This window comes from Nocardioides sp. dk884 (assembly GCF_009557055.1).
Classification (GTDB): domain Bacteria; phylum Actinomycetota; class Actinomycetes; order Propionibacteriales; family Nocardioidaceae; genus Nocardioides.
In genome coordinates, this window is record NZ_CP045649.1 from 2,667,258 (window position 1) to 2,688,550 (window position 21,293).

The 21,293-nt window shown below is 71.9% G+C and carries 21 protein-coding genes and 1 tRNA gene; 5 read left to right on the forward strand and 17 right to left on the reverse strand.

The features are described 5' to 3' along the window. Positions 1-54: 54 nt before the first annotated feature. Positions 55-810, forward strand: a complete 756-nt coding sequence (locus tag GFH29_RS12850) for a DUF427 domain-containing protein (RefSeq protein ID WP_153324216.1) — start codon at positions 55-57, stop codon at positions 808-810. Positions 811-889: 79 nt separating this feature from the next. Here the strand turns inward: GFH29_RS12850 and GFH29_RS12855 are convergent, their stop codons facing one another. Next, the gene (locus GFH29_RS12855; protein ID WP_153324218.1) at positions 890-1,957 is read right to left on the reverse strand and encodes a DUF2776 family protein; all 1,068 of its coding nucleotides are present in this window, start codon (positions 1,955-1,957) and stop codon (positions 890-892) included. A gap of 96 nt (positions 1,958-2,053) precedes the next feature. After that, a complete protein-coding gene (locus GFH29_RS12860; RefSeq protein WP_153324220.1) occupies positions 2,054-2,659 on the reverse strand; it encodes a TetR/AcrR family transcriptional regulator in 606 nt (201 codons plus the stop codon). A 161-nt stretch (positions 2,660-2,820) separates the two neighbouring features. On the opposite strand from GFH29_RS12860, the gene GFH29_RS12865 reads away from it, so the two are divergent. After that, positions 2,821-4,995: an ABC transporter permease gene (locus GFH29_RS12865; RefSeq protein ID WP_153324222.1), complete on the forward strand. Its 2,175-nt coding sequence runs from the start codon at positions 2,821-2,823 to the stop codon at positions 4,993-4,995. Between the two features lie 66 nt (positions 4,996-5,061). Here the strand turns inward: GFH29_RS12865 and GFH29_RS12870 are convergent, their stop codons facing one another. Beyond that, positions 5,062-5,643 carry a pyridoxamine 5'-phosphate oxidase family protein gene (locus GFH29_RS12870; RefSeq protein WP_228387472.1) on the reverse strand — a complete coding sequence of 194 codons (582 nt, stop codon included), beginning with the start codon at positions 5,641-5,643 and terminating at the stop codon, positions 5,062-5,064. A 38-nt stretch (positions 5,644-5,681) separates the two neighbouring features. Then, positions 5,682-6,554 carry a calcium-binding protein gene (locus tag GFH29_RS12875; protein WP_153324223.1) on the reverse strand — a complete coding sequence of 291 codons (873 nt, stop codon included), beginning with the start codon at positions 6,552-6,554 and terminating at the stop codon, positions 5,682-5,684. Positions 6,555-6,764: 210 nt separating this feature from the next. Here GFH29_RS12875 and GFH29_RS12880 point away from each other — a divergent pair, with 210 nt between their 5' ends. Beyond that, entirely contained in the window at positions 6,765-7,055 is a 291-nt protein-coding gene (locus tag GFH29_RS12880) for a DUF1540 domain-containing protein (protein ID WP_153324225.1), read from the forward strand. A 65-nt stretch (positions 7,056-7,120) separates the two neighbouring features. Here the strand turns inward: GFH29_RS12880 and GFH29_RS12885 are convergent. The 3 genes from GFH29_RS12885 to GFH29_RS12895 all read right to left on the reverse strand — a co-directional run bounded on the left by GFH29_RS12885 (position 7,121) and on the right by GFH29_RS12895 (position 9,150). After that, a tRNA-Gly gene (locus tag GFH29_RS12885) sits at positions 7,121-7,196 on the reverse strand. A gap of 69 nt (positions 7,197-7,265) precedes the next feature. Continuing rightward, on the reverse strand, positions 7,266-7,883 hold the full coding sequence (locus GFH29_RS12890) for a GNAT family N-acetyltransferase (RefSeq protein ID WP_153324227.1): 618 nt from the start codon (positions 7,881-7,883) through the stop codon (positions 7,266-7,268). A 10-nt stretch (positions 7,884-7,893) separates the two neighbouring features. Beyond that, positions 7,894-9,150: a lipase family protein gene (locus GFH29_RS12895; protein WP_228387473.1), complete on the reverse strand. Its 1,257-nt coding sequence runs from the start codon at positions 9,148-9,150 to the stop codon at positions 7,894-7,896. A gap of 102 nt (positions 9,151-9,252) precedes the next feature. Between GFH29_RS12895 and GFH29_RS12900 the strand changes: the two genes are divergently transcribed. Further along, the gene (locus tag GFH29_RS12900) at positions 9,253-10,698 is read left to right on the forward strand and encodes an NUDIX domain-containing protein (protein ID WP_153324228.1); all 1,446 of its coding nucleotides are present in this window, start codon (positions 9,253-9,255) and stop codon (positions 10,696-10,698) included. A gap of 139 nt (positions 10,699-10,837) precedes the next feature. On the opposite strand, the gene GFH29_RS12905 is transcribed toward GFH29_RS12900, so the two are convergent. Beyond that, positions 10,838-11,344 (reverse strand): hypothetical protein, encoded by a 507-nt coding sequence (locus GFH29_RS12905; protein WP_153324230.1) that lies wholly within the window; start codon positions 11,342-11,344, stop codon positions 10,838-10,840. Positions 11,345-11,507: 163 nt separating this feature from the next. Here GFH29_RS12905 and GFH29_RS12910 point away from each other — a divergent pair, with 163 nt between their 5' ends. After that, the gene (locus tag GFH29_RS12910; RefSeq protein ID WP_267128521.1) at positions 11,508-12,203 is read left to right on the forward strand and encodes a response regulator transcription factor; all 696 of its coding nucleotides are present in this window, start codon (positions 11,508-11,510) and stop codon (positions 12,201-12,203) included. A 16-nt stretch (positions 12,204-12,219) separates the two neighbouring features. Here the strand turns inward: GFH29_RS12910 and GFH29_RS12915 are convergent, their stop codons facing one another. The 9 genes from GFH29_RS12915 to GFH29_RS12955 form a co-directional block, all read right to left on the reverse strand. Then, positions 12,220-12,588 (reverse strand): hypothetical protein, encoded by a 369-nt coding sequence (locus GFH29_RS12915; protein WP_153324232.1) that lies wholly within the window; start codon positions 12,586-12,588, stop codon positions 12,220-12,222. Then, positions 12,585-13,235 carry a signal peptidase I gene (locus GFH29_RS12920; protein WP_194289088.1) on the reverse strand — a complete coding sequence of 217 codons (651 nt, stop codon included), beginning with the start codon at positions 13,233-13,235 and terminating at the stop codon, positions 12,585-12,587. Before GFH29_RS12920 ends, GFH29_RS12915 begins: the two co-directional genes overlap by 4 nt. 205 nt (positions 13,236-13,440) lie before the next feature. Next, positions 13,441-14,061 (reverse strand): TasA family protein, encoded by a 621-nt coding sequence (locus GFH29_RS12925; RefSeq protein WP_153324236.1) that lies wholly within the window; start codon positions 14,059-14,061, stop codon positions 13,441-13,443. 62 nt (positions 14,062-14,123) lie between these two features. Then, a complete protein-coding gene (locus GFH29_RS12930) occupies positions 14,124-14,792 on the reverse strand; it encodes a TasA family protein (RefSeq protein ID WP_153324238.1) in 669 nt (222 codons plus the stop codon). 358 nt (positions 14,793-15,150) lie between these two features. Then, positions 15,151-15,777 carry a TasA family protein gene (locus tag GFH29_RS12935; protein WP_153324240.1) on the reverse strand — a complete coding sequence of 209 codons (627 nt, stop codon included), beginning with the start codon at positions 15,775-15,777 and terminating at the stop codon, positions 15,151-15,153. A 357-nt stretch (positions 15,778-16,134) separates the two neighbouring features. Continuing rightward, entirely contained in the window at positions 16,135-16,761 is a 627-nt protein-coding gene (locus tag GFH29_RS12940; RefSeq protein ID WP_153324240.1) for a TasA family protein, read from the reverse strand. A gap of 371 nt (positions 16,762-17,132) precedes the next feature. Beyond that, complete coding sequence (locus GFH29_RS12945) at positions 17,133-17,750, reverse strand: TasA family protein (RefSeq protein ID WP_153324244.1); 618 nt, start codon at positions 17,748-17,750, stop codon at positions 17,133-17,135. A 165-nt stretch (positions 17,751-17,915) separates the two neighbouring features. Then, positions 17,916-20,894, reverse strand: a complete 2,979-nt coding sequence (locus GFH29_RS12950) for a bifunctional [glutamine synthetase] adenylyltransferase/[glutamine synthetase]-adenylyl-L-tyrosine phosphorylase (protein ID WP_153324246.1) — start codon at positions 20,892-20,894, stop codon at positions 17,916-17,918. Then, positions 20,891-21,280 (reverse strand): hypothetical protein, encoded by a 390-nt coding sequence (locus GFH29_RS12955; RefSeq protein WP_153324247.1) that lies wholly within the window; start codon positions 21,278-21,280, stop codon positions 20,891-20,893. The genes GFH29_RS12950 and GFH29_RS12955 overlap by 4 nt, the downstream gene beginning before the upstream one ends. Between the last annotated feature and the right edge of the window lie 13 nt (positions 21,281-21,293).

Sequence of the window (21,293 nt, forward strand, 5' to 3'; positions counted from 1 at the left end):
GCCGAAAGACACCTCCCCCACGCCCGTGCCACGCTGGAGGCGAGGAGGCACACGATGACGGTGCGGACCGAACCGATCGACAAGTGGGTGCGCGCCTACCTCGACGACCAGGTGGTCGTCGACAGCCGGCAGCCGCTGCTGTTCTGGGAGGACCGCTTTCCCGTCCCCGGCTACGCGTTCCCCCGCCACCACGTCCGCACCGACGTCCTGCGCCCGGCGAGCGACGAGCCGCGCGGCAAGCACCCGTTCTTCGGGCCCCACGGCCCGGTCTCGCAGTGGTACGACGTGGTGCTCGGCGACCGCACGGTCCCCCACGCCGCCTGGGTGCGCGACGACCCGGCGCTCGCCGACCTGCTGATCCTCAGCTGGCAGCCCGGGGTCCTGGACCGCTGGACCGAGGAGGACGAGACGGTCCTCATGCACCCGCGCGACCCGCACAAGCGCGTCGAGGCGCTCGCCAGCAGCCGGCACGTGCTCGTCGAGCTCGACGGCGTACGCCTCGCGGAGAGCAGCCGCCCGGTGCTGCTGCTCGAGACCGGCCTGCCGACCCGCTACTACCTGCCCCGCGAGGACGTGGCCCTCGACGCGCTGGAGCCGACTCCTACCCGCAGCATCTGTCCCTACAAGGGCACCACCGACAGCTACTGGAGCCTGCCCCGGCACACCGCCGCGACCGACGTCGCCTGGTGCTATGCCGACCCGCTGCCTGCGGTGGAGAAGATCGCCGGCCGGATCGCCTTCTACAACGAGCGGGTCGACCTCACCGTCGACGGGATCACCCAGCAGCGGCCGACGACGCCGTTCAGCTGAGGTCGCCGGTCGCCGCCCGGGTCCACCGGCCCGCCCCGGCGCCGACACGCTCGCGCTGCTCCACCCGAGCGCCGCCTCCTCACGAGTCGGAGGACGACGTACCGCTCTCCAAGATGGAGACGATGGAGTACAGCGAGAAGCAGATCGCGCCGAGCCCGACCAGCACCCTCGCGGCGATGAAGACGTTGGTGTCGGTGAGCGCCGCCTGGAACACGAACGCGGCCAGGAACAGGCACGCAAGCGCGGTGCCGATCGGGAGCAGCGGCACCCGGTTGGCCAGGGCGAAGGTGTGGCGCCAGACCAGGGCGAGCAGGCCGACCTTGCTGAGGATGCTGAAGCAGACCAGGCCCAGCCCGATCATCACGAACCCCGGGGTGCGGTAGTACGGCTCGCGGTCGAGCACGAGCAGGACGACACCCCAGACCAGGCTGAGCGTGCCCATCGCGATCACCAGCCCGGGCCATAGCGATCGGTCCCGCGGGCCGTAGTCGTCCTGGATCTGGCGCAGGATGCTCAGCACCAGCCCGATCAGGCTGGTGCAGATCATCGCGAGCCCGGCGACGACGTGACCCACCGTGAAGCGAGCGGGCGACGTGGTCATCGCCAGGTTGACGATCGCGAACCCCCAGGCCACCACGGCCAGCACCACCGGGATCGCTGCCATCACGGTGACCGCGGAGCGCGGAAAGGCACCCGCGGGCGGGGTCCGCTCCCCCACCGGCAACCGGGAGTTCGCCGGGATCAGGGAGAACTTCGTGGACGCCGTCGCGACCGTGGCCACGCAGCCACTGATCAGCCCGATCCCGAACACCACGTGCCCGGCGACGTAGTGGTCGTTCTGGCCGGCGCCCGACTCCCCGGCGAACACCGAGACGCCGTAGCCCACGGTGATCGCAGCGACCAGGTAGCCGAGCGCCGGGTAGACGACCCGGTCCACGGCGTTGAACCGCCCGATCAGCTGACGGATGATCGTCGCGGCCGTGCAGAACAGGCACAGGCAGATCGCGCCGAGCGCGGTCACGACGCGTCCCGCGACGAAGTTGCCGGGCTGGTCCCCCGCGTTCGCGACGTAGAGGCCGAAGCCGACGCACACCCCCATCATCGCGAGCGGGATGGCACGGAAGATGACGCTCACCAGATAGTTCACGCGACCACGACCCTCAGCCGGATTGCTGGATGGAGTGACCGGCCAAGGCGGCGCACCGGCCCATCCAGTGAAACACAACCGGCCGGGCCGCCCGGCTCAGTGCGTGATCGGCGCCTGGAGCATCCCGGCGATCGCGTCGCTGAGGAAGTCGGCGGCCGCCCTCCACTCCGTGGTGTCCCCGCTCTCCTGGACCCGTTCCTCGATGCGGGCACAGACCGTGGCGACCATGTGCCCCATCAGCGAGGCACGAGCCCGGACGATCCCGTGATCGAGGTGGGACAGCCGGGCCTCGATCGAGTCATAGACCTGCACCCCGGCCCGGATGAGGTCGTCGGCGTCGCCGAGCATCTCCGCGATCGCGGGGTCGTGGAAAGCCTGGTCCAGGAACCGGGCCCGCCAGCTCGGGATGGGCAGCTGCGCGAGCACCGTCGTGAGCGGCACGACGAGGGACCGGATGTCGTCCACCAGGGAGTCGGACTCCGCGATGGCGGCCTCGCGCAGCGGATCCAGGGCGCGCTGGTGACGCTCGATGAGGGCCCGCAGCAGGCCGGCCCGCCCACCGAAGTAGTAGCCGACCGCGGAGTGGTTGCTGTTGCCGGCGACCTCGGCGATCTTGCGGTCCGACACGTGAGCGATGCCCTGCTCGGCGAAGAGCCGCTCGGCGGCGTCCAGCAGGGACTGGCTCGCGTCGACTCGGGGCATTTGGGGGGCTCCTCCCACCGACCAGTGACGACGGTTACGGTACGGACTTTCCCCGTTTTACGCCATCTGACTTACTCTGGACGGGTGGGTCGCTCCAGACCCCGCTGACTCGCGACCGTCCGCCCCTCCCTCGCGGCCGGTCGCCCCCGAGGAGACGCACGTTGAGCGCAGGACCCGTCGCGACCACCGAGAAGTACCCCCCGCCCCCGCCCGAGACGCCGGCCGAGCGCAAGGGCCGCATCATCGCCCTGTTCGTGATGCCGTTCTTGATGGTCACGATGATGTACGCGACGTACATGGGCACCATGCACGAGCCGACACCCCGTGACCTGCCGGTCGCGGTCGTCGGTCAGGGCGAGGCGGCGACCGCGTTCGCCGAGGGCCTCGAGGCCGGCTCCGACGGCGCGCTCGACGTGCGGGTGGTCGCGGACGACGACACCGTCGAGGACCTCATGCTCGAGCAGGAGATCGTCGGCGCGATCACGATGCCGGGCCGCGACAACGTCGCGGCCGTCCACCAGGCGATGGGCGGCGGCGCCTCGCAGGCCTCCCTCGTCACCCAGCTGCTCTCCCCCGCCGCGGTCGCCGAGGGCTGGCAGGTCGAGACCGTCGACCACGCGCCCCTGACCGAGGGCGACGGCACGGGCACCCTCGTGCTGTTCGCCGCGATGGGCATGATGCTGGCCGGCTACGTGCCGCTCAGCGGACTGATCTCGGGCACGCCGAACCTGCTGCGCGTGCGCCGGTTCCTGCCGCTCGCGCTCGGCTGGGGTGTGCTGACCAGCTCGCTGATCTGGCTGATCCTCGGCCCGATCGTCGGCGCGGTGTCCGGGCACTACCCGCTGTTCCTCGGCATCGGCACCCTCGCCGTGGTCGCCGTGACCACCGCGCAGCTGCTGTTCACCAAGGTGATGGGCCCGTTCGCGGTGCTGCTCGGCATGCTGCTGTGGGTGGTGCTGGGCATGCCCGCCTCGAACCTCGCCATGTCCGTCGACACGATGCCGGGCTTCTTCGGCTGGCTCCACGGCGTCCTCCCGCTGCCCGCTGCCGGCGAGGCGCTGCGCTCGGTGCTCTACTTCGAGGGCAACGGCGTATGGCGTCACGTCCTCACCCTCGCCGTGTGGCTGGTCGTGTCGCTCGCCCTGGCCACGCTCAAGGAGCGCAAGTCCGGCGAGCTCGTCGTCGGCGGTCCGCTCTACACCGCCCCGGACGCTCCCCTGCCTGCGCTCGCCGGTGGCCCGGTGGCCCGCTACCGCACCCGGCTGGTCGCGGTCGCGCTCTTCCCGCTGGCGATCATGGTCACGGTCGTCACCGTCATGGGCATCTCCATGCACAAGCCGGACGTCTCCGGCCTCCCGGTCGCCGTCGTCGCCCCCGAGGCGCAGGCCCAGCAGGTCATCACCGCCCTCGAGGAGAGCATGGGCGACATCACCGACCTGCGGGTCGTGGAGTCGGTCGAGGAGGCCAACGACCTCATCATCGACCAGGAGCTGGTCGCCGCCTACGTGCTGCCGACCGCGGCCGGCGAGTCGCCGACCCTGCTGACGGCGAGCGGTGCGGGCATGAGCCAGCAGACCGTCGCGACCCAGATCTTCAGCGCGGTCGCGGCCGAGGGCGGCGCCGAGCTCGTCGTCGAGGACATCGCCCCGCTGAGCGAGGACGATGTCAACGGCAGCAACAGCCTCTACGTCGGCATGTCGTGGATCATGGCGGGCTTCCTCTTCTTCGCCGTGATGCGCGGCGGTGCCCCGGACCTGACCCGCACCCGTCGCCTGGTCCCGCTCCTCGCGGGCTGGTCGGTCGGCATCTCGGTGTGGCTGTGGTTCCTCTTCGACGTCCTGATCGGCGCCGTCAACGGCCACGCGCTGGCGATGATCGGGTACGGCGCGTTCACGGTCTTCGCCGTGGGCTGGGCGAGCGCGGTGTTCACCCGCCTGTTCGGTCTCGGCGCGCTGGTCCCGGTGATGATCGTGGTCATGCTCGCCGGCGTCCCGGCCTCCGGCGGTGGGCTCTCGATCTACATGGTCCCGGAGTTCTTCCGCCCGCTCGCCGACATCCTGCCGCTACCGGCAGCCGTCGACATCGCCCGCTCGCTGGTCTACCTGGACGGCAGCGGCGTGGGCGGCAACCTGCTGGTGCTGGCCATCTGGGGCGCCGCCGGCCTCGCGCTCAACCTGCTGGTCGTCGACCCGTGGGTGAACCGCGCCTCCGCACGACCGCCCGCCCCGATGGGTCCGCGGTACCGCCCGGAGCGTCCGAAGAAGTCGGCGGACAGCGACAGCGACGACACCGACGCCCGTCCGGGCGACACGGCGCTGGAGCCGGCCGGGGTCTGAGCACGTAGCACCACCACGAAGGGGCGGGGCCCAGCGGCCCCCGCCCCTTCGGCGTTCCCCGTGGCGTTAGAACCTCCAGCGCGTCGCGCCGTACGGCTCGACGACCTCGACGCCGTGGGCGGACGTGGTGTCGATGCCGAACACGTGCCAGGGAGGCGGGCCGGCCGACTGGGCGCTGTACGCCGCGGTGAGGGCGCCCGCGGTGGCGTCCACCTCGCACGGCCAGCCCTCCTCGGCCCACCGGGAGGCGAGGCGCTCCAGCAGCGCCGGGTCCCGCACCAGCGCCGCGCGGCCCTCGAGGACCAGGTCGAGCTCGCGCAGGCTGACCGCGAGCACGCAGCGCGGGTCACGGGCGAGGTTGCGCCCCCGGCGGGTGTCCAGCCCGGTGACGAACCAGAACCGCCCGTCCCACCAGATCGCACCCACCGCGTTGGCGTGCGGGCTCCCGTCGGCGTTGAGGCTGTGCAGCCAGCAGGTGTAACGCCGGGGGCCGCGGTTGCCCGACCGGGTCCCCGGGTCGTTCGCCGCGGGTTCCAGGTCGGACTCCAACCGCTCGCGCACCGCCTCCCAGCTGATGGTCGGTGAGTGGTAGAGCTCCGCGAGGTTGATGGTCTCCATGTCTGGGTGGACCGCACCTGCCTCGCTCATTCATCGCCGCGACGCCCGACCACGAGGACGCGGCCGGCTCAGCGGCGGCGGACGACCTCGGTCGTGAGCAGCCGGTCGCGGCCGTCGGTCCAGACCGTGTCGCGCCCGTTGCCGCCGAGGACGAAGTCGCGGCCGCTGCCTCCCCACAGCCGGTCGTTCCCGTCGTCGCCGCCGACCCGGTCGTCCCCGGCGTCGCCGAACAGCCGGTCCCGGCCGTCCTGGCCGATGAGCTGGTCGCGCCCGTCGCCGCCGTGGATCACGTCGTTGCCCGAGCCGGCCCGGATCCAGTCGCGCCCACCGCCGCCCCAGACCCGGTCGACGCCGGTGTGGCCGTTGAAGAAGTCGTCGCCGGCGCCGAAGCGCACCCGGTCGTTGCCGGCGTCGCCGAGCACCGTGACCGCGAACGAGGCCGGCAGCGTGGAGGCGTCGACGTGGTCGTCGCCCAGGCGCGGCCAGATCTCCAGCAGCACCGGCTTGCGGGAACTGGACTCGGGCAGGCGGCAGGATGCGCTGACCCCGCGGCGTACCTTGATCCGCTTGCAGGCGCCGGGCAGCCGCTTGAAGCGCTGGGTGCCGGTGTCGGTGATCCTGATCCGGTTGCCGTGCTGCCGCAGGGTGATCCGGTTGTCCTGCTGGCCGGTCTCGTAGCGGTAGCCGTGGGCGGTGCGGGTGAGCCGCGCCTGCTCCTTGAGCGGGATGAACGGGAACTGGCCCATCAGCTCGGTCGTGTAGTCGTACGGCGGACCGGCGGTGCCCACGCCGTCCGGCGGAGTGGGGGTGGGCACCTGGTCGGCTGCGGCCGCTCCCGGCACGGCGACCAGCACGGAGCCGGCGGTCACGGCGGCGAGCAGTCCGAGGGCCCGGCCACGGATTCGCGTGCGGGTCGCGGGCACGGTCAGACGTCGGGGCATGCGTTGCTCCTCCAGAGGCTGGCCACTCCTCTGAGCCGGGGCATACCCGTCCGGAGCGCCCCGCCCCCTCCGCCGCAGAGGTGGCCCGACCGGCCACGGTAACCGGGTGGTCCGCCGTACCCAAGGTGAGGGAAGCCTCTCCTGCCTGGACAGCACCGGACCGGGGGCGCACGGTGGAAGACCCACCCCGCGAACCCCGGAGGTCTCCCGATGAGCACCATGGCCGATGTCGGCACCTGCAGTGTCGAGACCTGCTCGTTCAACCACGACGGCTGCACGGCGGACGCGATCACCGTCGGAAGCACCGGCGATCACGCGACCTGCGCGACGTTCATCTCGCTCGGCGTCAGCGGCGGCCTGCCCACGGTGCGCGCCCATGTCGGGGCCTGCCAGCGCGCCGACTGCGTCCACAACCACGATCTGCTGTGCCACGCCGACTCGGTGACGATCGCCTGGGGCGGGGACGAGGCGGACTGCATGACGTACTCGCCGGGGACGTGACCGGCGCCCACGACGACCCCGAACAGCACAACAGCCCCCAGCCGACCGGCTGGGGGCTGCTGCTCTGGAGCGGACGACGAGACTCGAACTCGCGACCTCAACCTTGGCAAGGTTGCGCTCTACCAACTGAGCTACGTCCGCAGGTGCGAGGTCAATCATGCACCATGTGCCCCATCCGCCCCACATCGGGGGCACCCAACCACGGTGCGCTCAGTAGCCGAGCCGGTCGAGCACGGTGCGCAGGTCCGGGTCGTCCGCCGGACGGCCGTAGCCGTCGGGCCCCCACAGCGCGCGGGTCCAGTCCACGACCTGGCTCATCGTCGGCCCGGACGCCCCGGGCCCGGCCGCGATCACGAGCAGCTCGAGGTCGACGAGCCCCGACCCGCGCGCCAGGTCCGGGGCGGCGTACCCGGTGCAGGCGGCGAAGGCGCCGGCGCGACGGTAGAACCGCATCCGCCGCGCCGCGTCGCCGTACGCCGGGTCGGCGGCGGGACTGTCCTCGGGCTCGACCTCGAGGACCAGCCAGTCGTCACCGCGCTCCCCCGCCGCCGCGACCGCGTCGTCGAGCAGGGCGCGCCCGACTCCGCCGGAGCGCACGTCGGGGTCGACCGCGAGGTAGTCCAGGCAGGTCGCCGCGAGCGGCAGCGAGCGGAGGACCGCGCAGCCGACGACCTGCTCGGCCTCGACGGCGACCCTCAGCCGCGCCGCCCCGGACTCCAGCTTCTCCTGCAGCCGGGGCCGCGGCACCCGGAGCTCGGGTGGGAACGAGAGCTCCAGGAGCCGCGCGGCCGCGCTGAGATGACGCTGGTCTCCGGCGACGATCTGCACGCCGCCATTGTCACAGGCGACCGCACGAGGAGGCGGCCGGCAGCGAGAGGAACCGCGCCTCCAAGAACGCGTAGACCTCGGTGGCGTTGTTCAGCATCCCGCCGACGTGCAGGGGCGTGACGTTGGGGCTGAGGCGCACCTTGGCGCCCTTGGCGCACCAGTCGCGCGCCAGTTGTTCGCCCACAGCGAACGGCACCACGTCGTCGAGGCGGCTGTGGGTGATCAGCACCGGCGCGGAGGGCGTACGCCGCCCGATGCGCTGGTCGTCGATCATCGTGCGGAACGGCTCGCGCTCGATGAGGTCGGCCAGCGAGGCCCCGTCGGCGGTGTAGTCGGCGGAGCTGGTGAAGGCGCTGCCGAAGAGGTCGAAGACGCAGTTGTCGGCCATCTCGGCGTACATCTCGCGGCCCGCGTCGTTGAGGTAGGGGCCCATGTCGATGTCGTAGCTGGCGGTGAGCCCGATGATGGCGTACCAGCTGAACTCGGAGAACAGGCTGTCGTCGATGGCGCCGGGCAGCTGGGTGAGGTCGGCCGGGGCCGCGCCGGCGACGGTGCCGCGGACCTTCAGCTCGGGGGCGTACGACGAGGCGAGCTCGGCGGCCGACGCCGCGGCCGCGCCGCCCTGGGAGTAGCCGTAGAGGCCGACCGGGTTGTTGCTGCTCAGGCCGGAGCCGGGGAGGCGCTGCGCGGCGCGCACCGCGTCGAGGACGGCGCGGCCCTGCGACTCGCGGTCCATGTAGGTGTGCATGCCGGCGGTGCCGAGGCCCTCGTAGTCGGTGAGCGCGACCGCCCAGCCGCGGGCCAGCATCCCGGCCATGAAGATGCTCTCGTACTCGAAGCCCTCGCTGAGCTGGCGCGAGGGAGCGCAGGTGTCGCCGATGCCCTGGGTGCCGGCGGCGTACCCGATCACCGGGCGGCGCCCGGGGCCGATCCACGGCGCCTTCGGCACCAGCACCGTGCCGGAGACAGCGTGCGGGGTGCCGGTGCGGTCGGTCGAGCGGTAGAGCACCCGCGTCGTGCTCAGGGCGATCCGGGCGCCGCCGGCCGGGTCGAGGGTGAAGCGCATCGGCTCGCTGCGCACCAGGTCGCCGTCGGCGGCCGGGAGGGTCGCGGGGGCGCGGTAGAAGGCGGGCAGCTCCTCCTCCGCGAACGGCGCCTCGGCGGTCGGCGCCGCGGCGGCGTGAGCGGTCGTGGCGGGCAGGGAGACGAGTGGGACCAGGACGGCGGCCGCTGCGGCGGCCACCATCCTCCCGAGACGGATCGACACTGGCGGGCTCCTTCTGAGGGGGACGGGCCGGCACAGCAGACCACGTGACGCCCGTCACCGACAAGGGTCCTGGGGGCGCGGCCACGTAAGGTACGAGCGGCCATGCACACCCATCCCTCGCCCGCTCAGAGCCCCACGCCCACGTCCGAGTCCCCGTCCGGTGAGCGCCGCCTGCTGCTCGCCGTGGACGCGCCGTCGCTGTTGCACCGCCACCACCACGCGCGGGCCCACACCGACCTACGCGACCGACACGGCCGACCGGCCTGGGCGCTGCACGGGATGCTGCGCCAGATCCTCGAGGCCATCGACCTGTTCGCCCCCGACGCCCTGATCTTCGGCCTCGACGACCGGGTGACCTCGCAGCGCGAGCGGTTCTACCCCAGCTACAAGGCCGGGCGCGCGGCGAAGGACGCCACCCTCGTCGACCAGCTCGACCGCGCCGGGGCACTGCTCGACGCGCTCGGGTTCCTCACGCTGACCCCGCCCGGACTGGAGGCCGACGACGTCAACGCCTCCGCCGCGGCCTGGGCCGTCGAGCACGACTGGCGCTGCGTGCTCATCACCTCCGACCGTGACTCCTTCGCCCACATCAGCGAGCACACCCAGGTGCTGCGGCTCATCAACGGCGGCATCTCCGCCTCGCCGCTGCTGAACCCCGCCCGCCTGCAGGCGCTGTACGGCGTGGCCGCGCACCACTACCTCGACTTCGCCGCGCTGCGTGGCGACGCCAGCGACAACCTGCCGGGGGTGCCCGGGATCGGCGAGAAGACCGCGCCGCTGCTGCTCTCGCAGATGGGCTCGATGCAGGCGGTCTGGGCCGACATCGACCACTGCGGCGGCGCCAATCTGGTCGCGACCCTCGACTCCTACTGCGAGGAGCACGGCCTGCGCCGCATCGGGTCCACGCTCCTGAAGCGGCTCACCGCGCCCGGCGCCCGCGAGCGCTACCAGTTCAACCTCGCGATCATGTCCGGGCGCACCGACCTCGACCTCGGGCTCACCCCCGACGTGCCGGGCTCGCGCGGGCTGCTCCCCCTCGACCACGACCGAGTGGCACGCGTCGTGGACTTCCTCGGGGTCGGGTCGACCACGGCGCTGGCGCTGCGAGTGCTGACCGAGCCGCCGGCGTCGGCGCCTGAGCCGGAGCCGGAGCCGGAGCGGATCGTGGTGGCGGGCATGTGCGTGCGCGACGAGCGGGGTCAGCTGCTGGTGGTGCGCAAGGCGAGCAGTCAGTTGTTCCAGCTGCCGGGCGGCAAGCTCGAGCCGGGCGAGACCCCGCTGGCCGCCGGGTTGCGGGAGACCCGCGAGGAGGTGGGTCTCGAGCTCACCGGCGTCCAGGAGCTGGGCTGCTTCGAGGCACCGGCTGCCAACGAGCCCGGCGCGATCGTGGAGTCCACGATCTTCACCGCCTCCACCAGCGGTACGCCGGTCGCGGCCGCCGAGATCGCCGAGGCCCGCTGGATCGACCCGGCCTCCCCCGACGTCGCGCTCGCGCCGTTGCTGGAGCTGCGGGTGCTACCCGCGCTGCTGGCCGACGCCGTCGGCTGAGCCGCACGCGCGGCGCGTGACGGGGCGCACGGGTTTCGCCGCGGACGGGGCTGGGCAAATTTGTCCAGACACCCTGTCGCGCCGGTCGGCGTCGCAGTCCGTATCCCGGGGATGGACTGAGCGCCGGCCCGGCGGGGGGTCAGAGGTTGCCGGACCCCACGAGTGTCCGGCAAGTGATCTGCCTGATGTAGGGGGCACTCTCCCAGCCGCTGTCCAGTTTGACGGTGATCCGGAGGGTCCAGACGTCGTTGGGTGTGGGGTCGCCGACCCCCCGCGGGTCCCTCAGCGTCGTAGGAGTCCGCTGCGAGGGCAGGCTCCGCGAGGTCACCGTATCGACGACAGTGGGCTCGTCTTGCCCGTTACGGACGTTCGACAAGGTGTAGACGTAGGACCTCGTCCGGTCGGGGCCACCATCAGCGAGGCCGGTGACCTCCACAATCGGGGCCCGCACAATCGACCAACGAGCGCAATCGTAAGTCCCCGTGACGCCGCTGGGCGCCACCATCGTCGCCGTCCCGACGCTCATCACCGGCGCAGCGCTCGAGGACCCGAAGGTCGCAAACGCCAGCTGCGGACCCAGGACCAGTCCCGCGACGACCAAGACGAGCGTCATCGCCCGGCGTAGGCGGTCGGTCAGCGGGGTCATGGTCACCTCTCGGCAGCGGCGCGCACCCGGTGGTGCGGCCTGATGGGTCCACTCTGACCGGCGGTCCTCAAGTCGCCCGTGGGTCGTGCTCAAGGAATTCTCAAGGTCTGGCACGATGTGGCGAATGGGGAGCGTTGCGGGGGTAGAGCGTCAGGCACTGGTGGTGGAGGACGACGAGGACATTCGATCGCTGATCGAGTTCACGCTCTCCACCCAGGGGTTCGCGGTGACGGCAGTGGGGTCCGGGATCGAGGGCGTCGAGCACGCCCGCGAGCACGACCCGGACCTGGTCACCCTCGACCTGGGACTGCCCGGCATCGACGGCATCGAGACCTGCCGCCGCATCCGCGAGTTCAGCGACGCCTACGTCGTGATGATCACCGCCCGCGACGAGCAGATCGACCGGCTGATCGGCCTGGAGACCGGCGCCGACGACTTCATCTCCAAGCCCTTCGACGTCCACGAGCTCAAGGCGCGCGTCAACGCGATGTTCCGTCGGCCGCGCCGCGGCCCGGAGCCCGCCGCGACCGTCGCCCCGGTGAACGGCACCGGCCACGAGGTCCTCGAGCACGGACCGCTGCGCGTGGACGTCGACGGTCGTCGGGCGTTCCGTGACGGCCAGGAGCTCTCGCTGACCCGCACGGAGTTCGACCTGCTGACCGAGCTGATGCGCACGCCGGCCCGGGTCTGGACCCGCGAGGCGCTGCTGCGCTCGGTGTGGGACACCGAGTGGGCCTCCGACACCCACCTCGTCGAGGTCCACATCGGCAACCTGCGCCGCAAGCTCGGCGAGGACAAGGCCACGAAGTTCGTGCGCACCGTGCGCGGGGTCGGCTACCGCATGGAGTCCCCGGTCTGAGACCGGAGCGCGTGACTCAGCCGTCCGCCCGCTCGAGGTAGCTCCCGAGGGCATCGCGGCAGCGGTGGGCCGCGGCGTGCAACCGCGGCAGCTCAGCGGCAGCGTGGGCGAGGTCGTGGCGGCGTACGTCGTCCTCGACGCGCGAAGCGAGATCGAGCAGCTCGAGCGCGCCGATGGTGGCGGCCGAGGCGCGCAGGCTGAGCGCCGCGTCCATCGCGGCGTCGGCGTCGGCGCTCTCGAGGGAGGCGGCGATCCGGTGCAGCCGGCGCTCGAGCAGGCCCTCGAACCGGCCGACCAGCGAGGCGACGAACGCCCGGTCCCCCAGGTCGGTGACCAGGCGTTCGAGAACTCCGACGTCCAACGCGGTGTCGTCCATGACGGTCACGGCGCGCCGTCCTCGTCAGGGTCGGTCTCCTCGGAGACCTCGGACTCGTCGTCGGGGCGACCCCAGATCTGCAGGAAGCCGAGCGCGATCATGCCGCCCACGGCGATCCACAGCACGCCCTTGCTGACCCATGGGGTGTGCAGCACACGGATCGCCTTGCCGATGTGGGGCACCACCTGGTCGACCACCCACACCGTCTCGCCCTCGATGATGGCGGTCCACGGGTCGGCGCCCTTGTTGGCGTCACCCTTGGTGCGCATGGCGATGCTGCCGTCGACCTTGGTCACCTCGACCACGCGGTGCGTCTCGACGCGGTGGTCCTCGACCGGGATGCGGTAGGTGACGACGTCCCCGACCTCGAGCTCGGTGGCCGGCACCTCCTTGATCACGATGACGTCGCCGGGGGCGATCATCGGCTCCATGCTGCCGGTGAGCATGGTGGAGGTGCGGTAGCCCAGCAGGTGCGGACCGATCGCGAGGAACAGGAACCCGACCAGCGCGATCAGCAGGATCACGGTCACCAGGGCGTTGAACGTCCCGCGAATCACCCGGCGGAGGCTGCCGGCGTTCTCGGTCTCGGACGGCGTGGCCGCGGGACGCTCGGTGCGGCGGTGGCTGCCGGGGTGGACCGGTGCGGTCGTGCTCACGGCGTACCTCCTGGGGTGTGGTCGGGTGGAGCTGTTCTCTCGATGGACAGAACTCTGCCGCTTCGACCTCAAGCCGGGACCCTGCGGACCCGGGCCTTTCCCTCAAGGAAGCCGCAAGGTGATCCGCGCCTCAGGCGCCGAGACGGCAAATGACCACGACCCGGCCGCCCACCCGCAGGTGGACGGCCGGGTCGTGGCCGTGTGGTCAGAGCGCCTTGCCGCCGCGCTGCACGGCGTCGAAGGTGAACTTCACCTTGGCGCTGGCGTTCTTGTACTCGTTGCCGGCGGTCTCCGCGAGCTTGAGGGTGATCCGGAGGTACGACGTGGCGACGGCGTCGTCGTTCAGGGCGGGCAGCGCGTCCTTAAGGTCGAACCTGCCGAGCGCCGACCTGCTGGCGACGAGGTCGATCCTGCTTCCCTCGCAGATGAGCTCCGCGGTGCCCGTCTTGTCGACCCACGGGGTGCTGCACGCGTCGACGACGAGCAGGGGCCCGTTGGTCGGGTCGGTCACCGCACCCTTCACCTCGCTCACACCAGTGGTCAGCGTGAGAGACCCGAATCCCTCACTGTTCGCAGCACGGGTCAGGGTGACACGGCGCTCGATCCAGTCCCCGGGGACGAGACCGCGGACCGGCTCACTGAGCGTCGGGTTCGGCCCGTTGAGGTCGATGGTGCCGGTCGCAACCGACTGGTCGGCCGTCGTGGTGTCGGTGAAGGCACCGAAGGTGCCGAGACCGGCCACGGAGGCGGCCCCCGCGAGGAGGGCGACCGAGGCAACGACCTTGGTCGCAGTACGACGGCGGCCGGGTCGGGTGGTCGTGCTCATCGGGTGCTCCTCTTGTCTGGTCGGCCGGTGTCCGGTCGATGCGGTGTGGGTGGGACCGGTGCTCACTTCGGCTGGCCGGCGCGCTGGAGCGCGTCGAACGTGAAGGTGAGCGTGTTGTTCAGGCCCTGGAAGTCGTTGTTGGCCTCGGTGGGCAGCGTCAGGGTGATCCGCAGGAAGGACCGCTGCTCGGAGTTGAGGCGCGCCAAGGGGGCGACGAGGTCGAGACCGGTGCCGATGACGGCACGCTTCGCGATCACGGACGTCGGGGTGACCGAACAGTTCCAGGTGTTGCCCGACGCCGTCCATGCCGTGGGGCACTGCTCGACGGTCAGCTGGAGGCCGTTGGTCGAGTCGGTGACGAGCTTGTTCTGGGCACCGGCGGTGGTGCTGAGCTTGACCGAGCCGAAGGTCTCGCCCCCACCGCGGGTGAGGGTGATCGCACGCTGCACCGTGTCTCCGGGAACCAGGCCGGCGGCCGGCATGTTCATGCTGGCCGCGTCGGCGCCGAGCTTGACGGTGCCGGAGGCGACCGCCTGGCTGGCCGTGGTGGTGTCGGTGAAGGCGCCGAAGGTGCCCAGGCCCGCGACCGACGCGGAGCCGGCGACCAAGGCCACCGAGGCGACCAGCTTGGTCAAGGTCGAGTGGCGCGACGGCTTGCGTGCGGGCCGGCGGGCCGGCGTACGACGGTCGCTGTGGCGAGGAGCGGCGTGGCGCCCGGTGCTGCGGCTCATGACGACTCCCTCCTGATGACTTCTGGGTGCCGCCCTCCCGGGCGACGTTTCTTCTTCGATAGACAGAACTCTGCCGTCCCGGCCTCAAGTCGACCCGTGGAGAACCACGCCTTTACCTCAAGGAACTCGCAAGCCCCCCGACCTTCGCCGAGTCGGCTCTTGTGGCGGCGCGAGTCGGCGCTTGTGGCGGAGCTGCGCACAGGAATCCTGAGGGACGCGCAATTGGCGCCGACTCGGCAAATGGCAACGACCCGGCCGGCCACCGCGAGGGTGGACGACCGGGTCGTAGCTGGCCCGGACGAGCAGGAGACGGGGCACCCGCCCGCCCGGTGGCTGAGTGGTGAGCTGCGGCCAGATGTCAGATCGCCTTGCCGTCACGCTGGGTGGCGGTGAGGTCGAACTTCACGGTGGTGCTGAGGCTCTTGAAGTCGTTGTCAGCGGTCTCCGGGAGCGTCAGGGTCACGCGAAGGTGGGACTCCTTGCCCACCGCGTTCAGCGCCTCGGCCACTCCGGCGAGCGTGCGGTCCGCGCCGAGCACCGCTCCCGGGGCCAGCGGCGCGGGCAGGACAGACTCCGTGGGGCAGGTCATGGTCTTGGTAGCAGCGTTGACGTTCCACTTGACAGCGCACGCGTCGATGGCGAGCTGCAGACCCTTGGTCGCGTCGCTGGTGAGCAGGTTGGACTGGGCCGCGGTGGTGGTGAGCGTGACCGTCTTGAAGTCGACGCTGTCCGCGGGGCGGGTCAGGGTGAGGGGGCGCTGGATGGAGTCACCGGGGACCATGCCCGCCACGGGGTCACTGATCTGGGCCTTGAGGTCCACGAACTCGACCTTGCCGGTGGCGACCGTCTGGTCGGCGGTGGTGGTGTCGGTGAAGGCACCGAAGGTGCCCATACCGGCGACCGACGCGGCACCCGCGAGGAGAGCAACCGATGCGATCACCTTCGTGGCAGTGGCACGGCGGGCGGGGCGGGTGATCTTGCGCATCGGGTTCTCCTTGGTCTGGTGCCAGCCGGATATCGGCTGGCGTTCTCTCGATAACCAGAACTCTGCCGCCCACGATTCAAGGCAAGGACCGGAAGATCCACGCCTTTGCCTCAAGGAAGGTGCAAGCGTTTCCAGGAGATCCTTCACGCAATCCCGAGAACCCCTCCTTCGGCGCCACAAGCGCCGACTCGGCGCACCATTGGCGCCGACTCACTGCACCATTCGGGCCGACTCGGCAAATGGCAACGACCCGGCCGGCCACCGCGAGGGTGGACGACCGGGTCGTAGCTGGCCCGGACGAGCAGGAGACGGGGCACCCGCCCGCCCGGTGGCTGAGTGGTGAGCTGCGGCCAGATGTCAGATCGCCTTGCCGTCACGCTGGGTGGCGGTGAGGTCGAACTTCACGGTGGTGCTGAGGCTCTTGAAGTCGTTGTCAGCGGTCTCCGGGAGCGTCAGGGTCACGCGAAGGTGGGACTCCTTGCCCACCGCGTTCAGCGCCTCGGCCACTCCGGCGAGCGTGCGGTCCGCGCCGAGCACCGCTCCCGGGGCCAGCGGCGCGGGCAGGACAGACTCCGTGGGGCAGGTCATGGTCTTGGTAGCAGCGTTGACGTTCCACTTGACAGCGCACGCGTCGATGGCGAGCTGCAGACCCTTGGTCGCGTCGCTGGTGAGCAGGTTGGACTGGGCCGCGGTGGTGGTGAGCGTGACCGTCTTGAAGTCGACGCTGTCCGCGGGGCGGGTCAGGGTGAGGGGGCGCTGGATGGAGTCACCGGGGACCATGCCCGCCACGGGGTCACTGATCTGGGCCTTGAGGTCCACGAACTCGACCTTGCCGGTGGCGACCGTCTGGTCGGCGGTGGTGGTGTCGGTGAAGGCACCGAAGGTGCCCATACCGGCGACCGACGCGGCACCCGCGAGGAGAGCAACCGATGCGATCACCTTCGTGGCAGTGGCACGGCGGGCGGGGCGGGTGATCTTGCGCATCGGGTTCTCCTTGGTCTGGTGCCAGCCGGATATCGGCTGGCGTTCTCTCGATAACCAGAACTCTGCCGCCCACGATTCAAGGCAAGGACCGGAAGATCCACGCCTTTGCCTCAAGGAAGGTGCAAGCGTTTCCAGGAGATCCTTCACGCAATCCCGAGAACCCCTCCTTCGGCGCCACAAGCGCCGACTCGGCGCACCATTCGCGCCGACTCGGCGCACCATTCGGGCCGACTCGGCGCACCATTCGGGCCGACTCGGCAAATGACAACGACCCGGCCGGCCACCGCGAGGGTGGACGACCGGGTCGTAGCTGGCCCGGGCGGGCAGGAGACGGGGCACCCGCCCGCCCGGGGGCCTGGTGCGGCCAGGCGTCAGCGGGCCTCGCCGGCGCGCTGGGTCGCGTCGAAGGTGAACGTGACGGTGGCGTTCTTGTTCTTGAGCGCGTTCTGGTCCGCCACCGTGTTCGGCAGGGCCAGCTTGACCCGCAGGTACGCCTCGCCCTCGGCGTTCACCCTGGTGACCGAGTCGGTCAGCGCGCGGTTCTGACCGACGACGTCGGTCTCCGCGATGACGGGGGTGGTCGTGCCACCGGTGCACGTCCAGGCCTTGCCGTCCTCGGTCCACGGCACGGAGCACTCGTCAACCGTGAGCTGGAGCCCCGTGGCCGCGGCCGTCAGCCCCGCCTCGCCGACCGCGGTGGTGGTGAGCTTCAGCGACTCGAAGGTCTCACTGTCCTTGTCCCGGATCAGGGTGACAGGGCGCTCGATCCAGTCGCCCGGGACCATGCCCTCGACGTCGGCGCTGAGCTGGGCCTTGAGGTCTACGAACTCGACGGTGCCGGTGGCGACCGCCTGGTTCGCGGTGGTGGTGTCGGTGAAGGCACCGAAGGTACCGAGACCGGCGACCGACGCGGCACCCGCGAGGAGAGCAACCGATGCGATGACCTTCGTGGCAGTGGCACGGCGGGCGGGGCGGGTGATCTTGCGCATCGGGTTCTCCTCGGTCTGGTGCCAGCCGGGTGTCGGCTGGCGTTCTCTCGATAACCAGAACTCTGCCGCCCCCGATTCAAGGCAAGGACCGGCAAAACCCCCTGCGTTGCCTCACGTTGTCTCAAGGAAAGGTGAAGCACCCGAGGGAGGGCGGCCGAGGGCGCCTCAGTCCTCCCAGAACACCCGGTCGACCACGGCGCGCGCCTTGCGGGTGCAGCGCAGGTGGTCGTTGACCATCTCCTCCGACTCCCCCGGCCCGTAGCCGAGGATGTTGGCCACCCCGACCCGCTCGCGGGTGTCGCGCGGCAGCTGGTCGCTGGGCTTGCCGCGCACCAGGGTCGCGGCGTTGCGGGTGCGCGACACCCGCCGCCAGGCGTGCTCGAGCACCTCGGCGTCCCCGGCCTCGATCAGTCCTGCCTCGAGTGCGGCCGACAGCGCGGAGAGCGTGCGCGGGGTGCGCAGCCCGGGGACCTGCCCGGCGAAGCGCATCTGGATCAGCTGCACGGTCCACTCGATGTCGGTGAGCCCGCCCGGCCCCAGCTTGAGGTGGGTCTGCGGGTCAGCGCCGCGCGGCAGCCGCTCACGGTCGACGCGTGCCTTGATCCGGCGTACCTCCAAGACGTCGTCGGCGCTGATGCCGGCCTCGGGGAAGCGCAGCGGGTCGATGAGCTCGGTGAACCGGCGGCGTACGTCGGGGTCGCCGACCACCGCGTCGGCGCGCAGCAGCGCCTGGGCCTCCCACACCTTCGACCAGCGCGCGTAGTAGGCGGCATAGGAGTCCAGGGTCCGCACCAGCGCGCCCTGCCGGCCCTCGGGGCGCAGGTCGGCGTCGACCTCGAGGGCCGGGTCCGAGCCGGGCGCGCCGAGCAGCCGGCGCAGCTCGTTGGCCACCGCCTGGGCGTACGACGAGGCCTGCTGCGGGTCGGCGCCGGGCACCGGCTCGTGCACGAACAGCACGTCGGCGTCGCTGCCGTAGGACAGCTCGAAGCCGCCGTAGCGGCCCATCGCGACGATCGCCATCCGGGTCGGGGCCTCCTCCAGCCCGCGCTGGCGTCGTACGGCGGCCTCCACCACCCGCAGCGTCGACTCGAGCGTGGCGTCGGTGAGCCGGGTCAGCCCGTCGCCGACGTCGGCGACGTCGGTCAGCCCGAGCACGTCTCCGGAGGCGATGCGCACCAGCTCGCGGCGCCGGATCGCGCGGATGCGGCGCACCGCTTCCTCGGGGTCCTCCTGACGGCGCGCGGTCGCGACCATCTCGGCGGTCAGCGCCTCGGCGCCCGAGGGCACCAGGTCGCCGGCCAGCATCCGCACCCCCTCCGGCTCGCGCTCGAGCAGGGCGGTGACGTAGCGGGAGGTGGCCAGCAGCCGCGCCAGGCGCTGGGCGACCTGGCCCTCGTCGCGCAGCGTGGCGAGGTACCACGGCGTCGAGCCCAACGACTCGCTGATCCGGCGGAAGCCGAACAGCCCCGCGTCGGGGTCGGCGCCCTCGGCGAACCAGTCGAGCATCGCGGGCAGCAGCGTGCGCTGGATGTTGGCGCGGCGCGAGACCCCGCTGGTGAGCGCCTCGAGGTGGCGCAGCGCGGCGCGGGCGTCGATGTAGCCGAGGGCGCGCAGCCGCTTCTCCGCGGCCTCGGGCGAGAGCCGGACCTCATGGCCCGGGATGGACGCCACCGCCGAGAGCAACGGGCGGTAGAAGAGCTTCTCGTGCAGCCGCCGGACCTCGCGGCGGTGGTGCTCGAAGACTCGGGCGAAGCTCGCCGCGGGGTTCTTCATGAAGCCCAGGCTGCGACCCAGGCAGCGCAGCGCCTCCTCGTCGTCGGGCAGCACGTGGGTGCGCTGGAGGCGGCGCAGCTGGATGCGGTGCTCCAGGGCGCGCAGGAAGGCGTAGGCCTCGTGCATCGCCTCGCCGTCCTCGCGCCCGACGTACCCGCCGCGGGTGAGCTCGGCGAGCGCGCTCAGGGTCGTGGGCACCCGGATCCGCTCGTCGGCGCGCCCGTGCACCAGCTGCAGCAGCTGCACCGCGAATTCCACGTCGCGCAGGCCCCCGGAGCCCAGCTTGATCTGGCGCTCGGCCTCCTTGGCCGGGATGTGGTCGATGACCCGGCGCCGCATCGCCTGGGTGTCCTCGACGAAGTGGTCGCGCTCGGCGGCGCTCCACACCATCGGCGCGACCATCTCGACGTACGCCGCGCCGAGGTCGAGGTCGCCGGCGACCGGGCGGGCCTTGAGCAGGGCCTGGAACTCCCAGGTCTTGGCCCACCGCTCGTAGTAGCCGCGGTGGCTGGCCAGGGTGCGCACCAGCGGCCCGGCCTTGCCCTCGGGGCGCAGCGCGGCGTCGACGGGCCAGATGGTGCCCTCGCCGGTGTGGTCGGAGCAGATCCGGATCAGGTTGCTCGCCAGCTGGGTCGCGGCGCGCAGGGCAGCCGCGTCGGGGGCGCCCTCGACCGGCTCGTGGACGAAGATCACGTCGACGTCGGAGACGTAGTTGAGCTCGTGGCCGCCGCACTTGCCCATCGCGACGACCGCCAGGCGCACCAGGTCAGCCGGCTCCCCCACCCGCTGGCGGGCGATGGCGAGCGCGGCCTCGAGGGTGCCGGCGGCGAGGTCGGAGAGCTCCGCGGCGACGTCGTCGACCCCGACGCCGTGGGCCAGGTCGCGGGCGACCAGGCGCAGCAGCAGCCGGCGGTACTCCACCCGCAGCGCGTCCACCGCCTCCGCGTCGGGCACGCCGGCCACCGGGGAGTCGGCGTGCGGGTCGGCGCCGACGACGCGCAGCAGGCTCTCGCGCAGTGCGTACGCCGGGGGGCGGGTCGATCCCAGCAGCGGGTCGGTGAGCTCGTGCCAGTGTTCGGGGTGGTGCACCAGGTGGTCGCCGAGGGCGGGGCTGGCGCCCAGCACGGCGAGCATGCGCATCGCGGTGCCCTCGTCGTCGGCGAGGGCGTCGAGCAGCGTGGCGGCGTCCGGCGCCGCCTCGACCAGGCGGGTCAGCCCCGCGAGCGCCTCGTCGGGGTCGGCGGCCAGGCCGAACACCGAGAGCAGTGGGTCGGCCGCCTCGCCCAGGGCACGCAGACGCTCCAGCGCCACCTCGGTGTCGACGAACCCGAGCCGCAGCAGCGCGATCCTGCCGGTGGTCGGGCGGATCACGGGGTCACCGTCCCGGGCAGCAGCGCGAGCGCGAGCAGCGCCAGACCGCCGAGCGGCATCACGAACGCCACCCCCAGGCCCAGCAGCGGCACCGCGAGCACGATCAGCGCCACCCCGAGCAGCACGCAGGCGACCCGCGTCGCCCGGTCGCGGCCCTCGAGCCGGCGCAGCCCGAGCACGCACAACCCGAGGAGCACCAGCCCGACCAGCGCCCGGGCGAGCACGAGCGGGAGCCGGTCCTCGACCTCACGCCCGTCGGCGAGCACCTCCGCCAGCGCGCCCAGCGTCACCAGCGCCGACGGGAGGAACGCCGCCCACAGGGCGACGTGCAGCGCCCGGGCGCGGCGCGGTGAGTAGAGCACCGCGGCCGTCCCGTCGCTGTCCACGTGAAGTCCGTGC

Coding starts and splice junctions, on each gene's coding strand:
- GFH29_RS12850 (WP_153324216.1), top strand. CDS start 55: ATGACGGTGCGGACCGAACCGATCGACAAGTGGGTGCGCGCCTACCTC.
- GFH29_RS12905 (WP_153324230.1), bottom strand. CDS start 11,344: ATGACCCCGCTGACCGACCGCCTACGCCGGGCGATGACGCTCGTCTTG.
- GFH29_RS12900 (WP_153324228.1), top strand. CDS start 9,253: ATGCACACCCATCCCTCGCCCGCTCAGAGCCCCACGCCCACGTCCGAG.
- GFH29_RS12945 (WP_153324244.1), bottom strand. CDS start 17,750: ATGCGCAAGATCACCCGCCCCGCCCGCCGTGCCACTGCCACGAAGGTC.
- GFH29_RS12875 (WP_153324223.1), bottom strand. CDS start 6,554: ATGCCCCGACGTCTGACCGTGCCCGCGACCCGCACGCGAATCCGTGGC.
- GFH29_RS12925 (WP_153324236.1), bottom strand. CDS start 14,061: ATGAGCACGACCACCCGACCCGGCCGCCGTCGTACTGCGACCAAGGTC.
- GFH29_RS12870 (WP_228387472.1), bottom strand. CDS start 5,643: ATGAGCGAGGCAGGTGCGGTCCACCCAGACATGGAGACCATCAACCTC.
- GFH29_RS12935 (WP_153324240.1), bottom strand. CDS start 15,777: ATGCGCAAGATCACCCGCCCCGCCCGCCGTGCCACTGCCACGAAGGTG.
- GFH29_RS12860 (WP_153324220.1), bottom strand. CDS start 2,659: ATGCCCCGAGTCGACGCGAGCCAGTCCCTGCTGGACGCCGCCGAGCGG.
- GFH29_RS12930 (WP_153324238.1), bottom strand. CDS start 14,792: ATGAGCCGCAGCACCGGGCGCCACGCCGCTCCTCGCCACAGCGACCGT.
- GFH29_RS12940 (WP_153324240.1), bottom strand. CDS start 16,761: ATGCGCAAGATCACCCGCCCCGCCCGCCGTGCCACTGCCACGAAGGTG.
- GFH29_RS12880 (WP_153324225.1), top strand. CDS start 6,765: ATGAGCACCATGGCCGATGTCGGCACCTGCAGTGTCGAGACCTGCTCG.